Origin of the sequence: Microcoleus sp. PH2017_09_SFU_O_A, assembly GCF_020738625.1 — a bacterium.
Taxonomy (GTDB): Bacteria; Cyanobacteriota; Cyanobacteriia; order Cyanobacteriales; family Microcoleaceae; genus Microcoleus.
On the sequence record NZ_JAEQCF010000134.1, the window covers coordinates 19,427 to 25,752 of the forward strand.

General features: G+C 45.4%; 6 protein-coding genes. 5 read left to right on the forward strand and 1 reads right to left on the reverse strand.

Annotated features, from left to right (window positions below; genetic code table 11):
• The first annotated feature begins 397 nt into the window (after nucleotides 1-397).
• The 5 genes from cruF (at nucleotide 398) to JGK16_RS31065 (ending at nucleotide 4,233) form a co-directional block, all read left to right on the forward strand.
• On the forward strand, nucleotides 398-1,336 hold the full coding sequence (gene cruF / locus JGK16_RS31045) for a gamma-carotene 1'-hydroxylase CruF (RefSeq protein ID WP_293179163.1): 939 nt from the start codon (nucleotides 398-400) through the stop codon (nucleotides 1,334-1,336).
• 603 nt (nucleotides 1,337-1,939) lie between these two features.
• On the forward strand, nucleotides 1,940-3,130 hold the full coding sequence (gene cruG / locus JGK16_RS31050; RefSeq protein WP_293193689.1) for a 2'-O-glycosyltransferase CruG: 1,191 nt from the start codon (nucleotides 1,940-1,942) through the stop codon (nucleotides 3,128-3,130).
• Between the two features lie 3 nt (nucleotides 3,131-3,133).
• Nucleotides 3,134-3,280 carry a hypothetical protein gene (locus tag JGK16_RS31055; RefSeq protein ID WP_293179157.1) on the forward strand — a complete coding sequence of 49 codons (147 nt, stop codon included), beginning with the start codon at nucleotides 3,134-3,136 and terminating at the stop codon, nucleotides 3,278-3,280.
• Nucleotides 3,281-3,296: 16 nt separating this feature from the next.
• The gene (locus JGK16_RS31060) at nucleotides 3,297-3,884 is read left to right on the forward strand and encodes a type II toxin-antitoxin system antitoxin SocA domain-containing protein (protein WP_293179154.1); all 588 of its coding nucleotides are present in this window, start codon (nucleotides 3,297-3,299) and stop codon (nucleotides 3,882-3,884) included.
• Complete coding sequence (locus JGK16_RS31065) at nucleotides 3,856-4,233, forward strand: hypothetical protein (protein ID WP_293179151.1); 378 nt, start codon at nucleotides 3,856-3,858, stop codon at nucleotides 4,231-4,233. The genes JGK16_RS31060 and JGK16_RS31065 overlap by 29 nt, the downstream gene beginning before the upstream one ends.
• 167 nt (nucleotides 4,234-4,400) lie before the next feature.
• On the opposite strand, the gene JGK16_RS31070 is transcribed toward JGK16_RS31065, so the two are convergent.
• Nucleotides 4,401-6,080 (reverse strand): hypothetical protein, encoded by a 1,680-nt coding sequence (locus JGK16_RS31070; protein WP_293179148.1) that lies wholly within the window; start codon nucleotides 6,078-6,080, stop codon nucleotides 4,401-4,403.
• Nucleotides 6,081-6,326 lie beyond the last annotated feature (246 nt).

Sequence of the window (6,326 nt, forward strand, 5' to 3'; positions counted from 1 at the left end):
GCTTCAGCGCTCTTTCCTAGATCTCAGCAAAGAGTGCTCCCATCCCAACAACATACCAAAATTATCGATCGAAGATTGGCTCGTGCTTGGGCCAAGGTATGTAGTTGCGCTTCAGCGCTCTTTCATAAGATCTAAGCAAAGAGGGCTCCCATCCCAACAACGTACCTAATTTGTGTAATGACTGCTGATTTTTGGGACGGGTTCTGGGGATCTTCCCAGCTATTTTTGCAATTTTGTATAGGCTTGTTGCAACCAGACACTCAATCAGCAACCGGGTTTCTCGGGCTTGGGCGCAAATCTTGGAAAAATGCCGGTGCCCTATTGGTGTTGGTTTATTGTAAAAAATTGTAAACTGTAACGAGTGCTTTCTGCATCTAATATTTTTTCGAGGAGTCCCATGAAGCAACTTTTGATAGCTGAGCGCTTTTGCCTGATTGCCCACGTCTTGTCAATGGCCTTTGGATTGGCAGGGTTGCTGCTGATTTTACCCCATCCCGAATTCGTGATGAATTTATCGCCCGCCGGACAAACTTTGTTCCAATGGGGGATGGCTGGGGGTGGAGTAGTTTATATCATTTTTGGCGCAGCAGCGGTTGCTCTCTATGCCTATCGGACGTTGGGGCTGGGTGCAACTCTGACATTTTTGCTGCCTTCTGTGTTTTTATCTTTGAGTAGCGAGTTGTTGGGAACGAGTACGGGTTTTCCCTTCGGCCATTACCACTATTTAAGCGGGTTGGGCTACAAAATTGCAGGGCTGGTGCCGTTTACAATTCCCATGTCGTGGTTTTATCTAGGACTGGTTTCATATATAATTGCTCGCGCTGGGCTGGCTGGTGGTAAAGGCGAATTGAATTGGGTGCGCCAAATAGGCGCGATCGCCCTTGGCGCTCTATTATTGACAGCTTGGGATTTTGTACTAGATCCGGCGATGAGTCAAACTTCTGTACCTTTTTGGGAGTTTGAGGAACTTGGCGCTTTCTTTGGGATGCCTTACCGCAATTTGGCGGGCTGGATGGGTACCGGGGCGCTGTTTATGTCTGTAGCAGCTTTCTTTTGGAGAAAAACTTCGATAAAATTAGAGCGATCGGAATTGAGTTTGCCTTTAATTGTTTATTTGGTAAACTTTGCTTTCGGAGCGATTATCACTGTCACTTCCTTGGATTCTCGGTTCTGGTTCCCGACATCGCTAGCTGTGCTTCTGGGTGTAGTTCCGGCGATCGTATTAAGCTCGATCGCTAAACCCGCAGCAGATGACATAACAGAAGCAATTCCGTCTTTGGAATCTGCTCTCAAAGCTGAAATTCCATCTCAGCGCGTAGGCGCTTTGCGGAAGTAAGCGGCTGATGAGGAATCATATCGTTTCCGGTCGATTGACTGCAATAATATTCGTTCGTAGTGCGGACTTTAGTCCGCACTCAGGCTGCGGACTTAAGTCCGCACTACGAACCGTTTTTGTTATGGTAATTGAGCGGACACGAGCTCACTGCTGATTTGGCAAAAATTCACAGGAAATTTTGAGCTAATTTAAAAACCCGGTTTTAACAAGAAACCGGGTTTTTCAGCAATTATATTTTCATGCCAAATTCCTGTAATATGTTTGAGGTCATATCGTGTCCGAGCGTCGATTAACCGCAATAATATTCGTTCGTAGTGCGGACTTTAGTCCGCACTCAGGCTGCGGACTTAAGTCCGCACTACGAACCGTTAATATGTTTGAGGTCATAGCGTGTCCGATCGTCGATTAACCGCAATAATATTCGTTCGTAGTGCGGACTTTAGTCCGCTCCGATCTTGAGGACTAAAGTCCGCACTACGAACCGTTTTTGTTGTGGTAAGCGACAGGACATGATATCAAAAGTTGATTAAATTTTTCAAATTGACACCAGCCGTAATTCCAAATTATTCAATTGAAAATCTAAAATCTAAAATCTAAAATCCTATGATCGATCCTAACCACCTGACAATCATCATCCCTGCCGCACTTTTGCTGTTGCAATTACCCGCTACCGCCCTTTTAATGTCGCGGTTAATTAAAGGCCCCTCGCGCATCCCGCCCCTGGAACCAGATTCCCCGACGCTGGACTTGTTGGGTGCTTGTACTGCGGTGGTGCCGACTTTGAACGAAGCAGAAAGAATTGCACCTTGTTTGGAAGGATTGAGTCACCAAAGTTACGAGCTCCGAGAGGTGGTAGTTGTTGACAGCTATTCGGTAGATGGAACAGGGGATTTAGTCAAAGCTGCCGCCGAAAAAGACCCCCGGTTTCGCTTAATTAACGACGATCCGTTACCGCCTGGTTGGGTGGGGCGTCCGTGGGCGCTGAATTGGGGTTTTTTGGCAACTTCCGAGAAGTGCGAGTGGATTTTGGGGATAGATGCGGATACTCAGCCGCATCCGGGTTTGATCGCAAGTTTGCTCAAAACTGCTGCTGCTGGAAATTACGATTTGATTTCGCTGTCGCCGCAGTTCATCCTCAAGTATCCGGGCGAGTTGTGGCTGCAACCTGCGCTGTTAATGACTTTGGTGTATCGCTTCGGCCCCACGGGAACCGGCGGGGATGTGCCGGAACGGGTGATGGCAAACGGTCAGTGTTTCCTCTGTAAGCGCGAGGTTTTGGTGGCTTTAGGGGGCTATGAAGTCGCAAAAGGTTCTTTTTGCGATGATGTGACTCTGGCTCGCTATGCTGCGGCTCAGGGCTTTAAGGTGGGCTTTTTGGATGGGGCGAAAGTCTTGAAGGTGCGGATGTATGAGGGGGCGATCGAGACTTGGAATGAATGGGGTCGATCGCTCGATTTGAAAGATGCTGCTTCTGGCGGTCAAATTTGGGGCGATTTGTGGCTGTTGTTGGCGGTTCAAGGTTTGCCGGTGCCGATCGTCCTTTGGTATTTGCTATCGGGTTCCCTACCTGCGATCGCTGTATCTGGGCAGTTTGGGCTGTGGGGATTGAATGTATTTTTGGTTGCGGTGCGATCGGCTTTGTGTTTCGCGATCGCTCCGAGTTACGATCGCACCCAAGCTTCTGGTAAATGGCTATTTTGGCTGTCACCTTTAGCCGATCCGTTAGCGTTTGTGCGGATTCTAATTTCTGCGTTTAATCAGCCGACTCAGTGGCGCGGCCGCAAGTATAGTTAGCTTATGAGAGGCGGATCGCGATTGGAATGGGCGATCGAATTTACATTTGTGCGATCGGCTGATTTGATATTACACTCGCGACTCAGTTTCAATTATAATAGTATGTATCGATATGCTGCCAATCTGGCGATCGAAAAGTATTTGTTCTAGACTGAGGGTCGGAGCTATGATCGACTGTCTCAATTTGGCTCGCTACTTCATTATCAGAGCTTATGAAGATGGTATAGAAGCTGACATGACTAATATGAAGATTCAGAAGCTTTTATACTACGCACAGAGCTTGCATTTGGCACTCTATGATGAGGCCTTCTTTGGAGAAGAAATCCAAGCATGGCGCTACGGCCCTGTTTGTCCTCCTGCTTATAGGTTTTACAGTGAGTTTGAAGCTAGCCAGCTACCTATTCCTAACAAAGAATCCTTATTGCAGCTTACCTCTGATAAGCAAGAGCTTTTAGAAGAAATTTGGGGATATTTCGGTGGTTATCATGCTTATGGATTAAGCAATATGACTCACGGTGAATTTCCTTGGAAAAAAGCTCGTAAAGGTCTACTTCCTGAAGCAAGTTCAACGGAGCCAATTCTTCTCGAAGACATGAAAGCATTAGGTTATCAGAAGCTCGATTTGATAGAGCGCAAGCACCCCGCATACGAACTAGCAATGTCTGAAGTTTTGAAGGATACCTTTGATTCCGAATCATCAAATCGTATTGAAAAAGGAGAAGTCCATGAGTGGCTCAACTCCCTTCTCGATTGAAGCTTCCGACAATTTCAACCGTTCCTTTAAAAAACTTGCAAAAATTCACGGAGCTAGCTTTGTTGAAATAATTTCAAAAGTTTTGGAAGAATTAATTGATTACCAATATCCAAACAATTCCCGTAATGAGCCTTTACCGGGAAAAATTAAGTTGCCAGAAGAATGGACATTTCACAAGATAGATTTTAGGATTGCTAAAGGAGCTTCGGGACAGATTAGACTAATGTACTTAGTTAACGCAACTACTTGTATTATTAAACTCGTTTGGATTTACAGTCACGAGCAGTTTTCAAAACGTCCTGCTGATGCGGATTTAAAGAGTGTACTTAGAGAAATTTTAGAATTTTAAATCAACAAACTGAACAAGACTTCGGAGAGTTTAATTGCCGCTCCAAAGATAGCTTTAAACCCGGTTTCTACGAGTTTTGCGTTGACGATAAATCTACAAAGAAACCGGGTTTTTGAGGTCAGGAATGCCCACCGATTGCGATCGGGGCGCACTGCATTCTCCCTTTTTCAAGCCTTCAGCAAAGCTTTAGATGCCGATTCCCCAGCGATTCGGAGTTGCCTCCTCAATTGCAGATTCAGCAGCACCAACACAGTCCACTGGCAGAGTATCGAGACACAAATGTCATATATTGACTGGTCTCTCAAGGCAGATGAAGATCCAAAGATGGGAAATACTAAAGACAGCCAAATGAAAGGAGCTTTTGCTGGGTAGAGGGAAAGCACAGACAAAATAATTGGTGGTAAAAGGATAGCCCCTCCGACTGTACAAGTCGCCCAAACTGCTTGATTTCGGATTTTTGCGAACATGAATAGCTGAGTGAGGCCGGCGTAAATCAGGATAAGATTGATAAACGCAATCATCGCAGGAAAAGCGGTGTGATTCACCAGCAGCCAAGGTGTTAAAATCACTGTCGAACTGAGGAGATTGATTGCTATTGCAATTGGTGCTGGACTTTTTTCGCTCCAAATTAAATCGAGTATTGGGTATTTGCGCCACAACTTCTGACTACTCGGAACGATTTGTTTCCGATACCTCGCCCAATCATACAAAGCTTGTCTTTCCGAGGTTAAAGCCGCAATCAAAGCTAAAAAAACCATCAAATTTGGGATCGACAAACAGACGATTTCATCAAGGGAGTATTTATTTGATTGGAGTGCAAATCCTAAAATTATTGACTGATAGGAAATCACCAGCAAATAACTTTGTCGCTTGCTCAAAACAGTGGCGGTGGGGTTGGGAAAGCGACGCTGCCATCCCTGGTATATCCAATAGGTTGCCACTGCACAAATCAATAAAGATAAGGCGGTAGAAGACACAAGATTTTTGCCAATCTGCAAATGGAACCATTCCAGACTATCGAACTCCTCAGTTAACCAGTTAAGGTTAGAATGGGATGACTCATTAACTTGATAAGCTACCTGTTTCAAGACAGCAGCCGGAGAGAAAAATGCTAACAAGTCCGCAGCATTGCCGACTGATGGTGCCTTAAAAGCTGTGCTAATAAAACCCAAAACCGCAGCACTAGCCAGCCAAGGCTGAAACCCTCCCAACCAACTGGTTGTTAAACCAAATAGCATTGCACCGCTGTAAAATAAAGCACAGCTAGCTACCATTGCTATGTCGAAACATAAAATATGATGCAGAGGTATTTGAGCTGCTAATCCGCTGTACAGGTGCAGCGGTACAGCAAGAATTGCTGCCAGATACAGTAAAATTGGGACGCCGAGAATTTTACCCAGAAAAATTGTGTTGGCAGATTGGGGGCTGAGGCGAATAAAGTTGAGTGTACCTCGACGTTCCTCTTTGTCTAAGTCGCTCACAAGCATATAAGTGCCGGCTACTAAAAGTGCGATCGCACTAAATATGCTCAGGTAAACGAATATTTCTAGCCACCAAGAGGGCCAGTTAATGATGAAATTTCCTGCCGCATCTTGGATACACTTGATTGAATCACCTTTGGTATTGCCATCAAATCCAGTGCAGAATCTGTGATGAATGGGGTACTTGTAATCGCTGGGAAGAGGCGCAACGGGTATCTGGCTCCTCGACGACAAAAACAGCACCAGTTGACTGCTGAGGGAAAGGACGCTGGCGATCGCCATATTGCCCATTTTCAGCCGGCCTTTGAGTTCTCGAAATAACTGGGAATTCCAGTTACCGATTGTGTCTAGCAAGTTGAGAGTCATAGATAATTGTTTTGAGTTGTGAGTGAACAATTGGAAATCGGGTGATTTATTTAATAGTCTTGAACTGGGTGCAGCGACCTGTGCAAGGCAAATATGTTTGTAGGGGCGAAGCATGACCGCAGTCAATATGGGATTATAACTAATAACTTAGGACTTACGCATTGACAAAAAGCATTATCTATGTACTCTCGGCCATAGCATCACTCTGAAGGTTCGCAAAAATATGCTCACGTATAACTAAAGTGA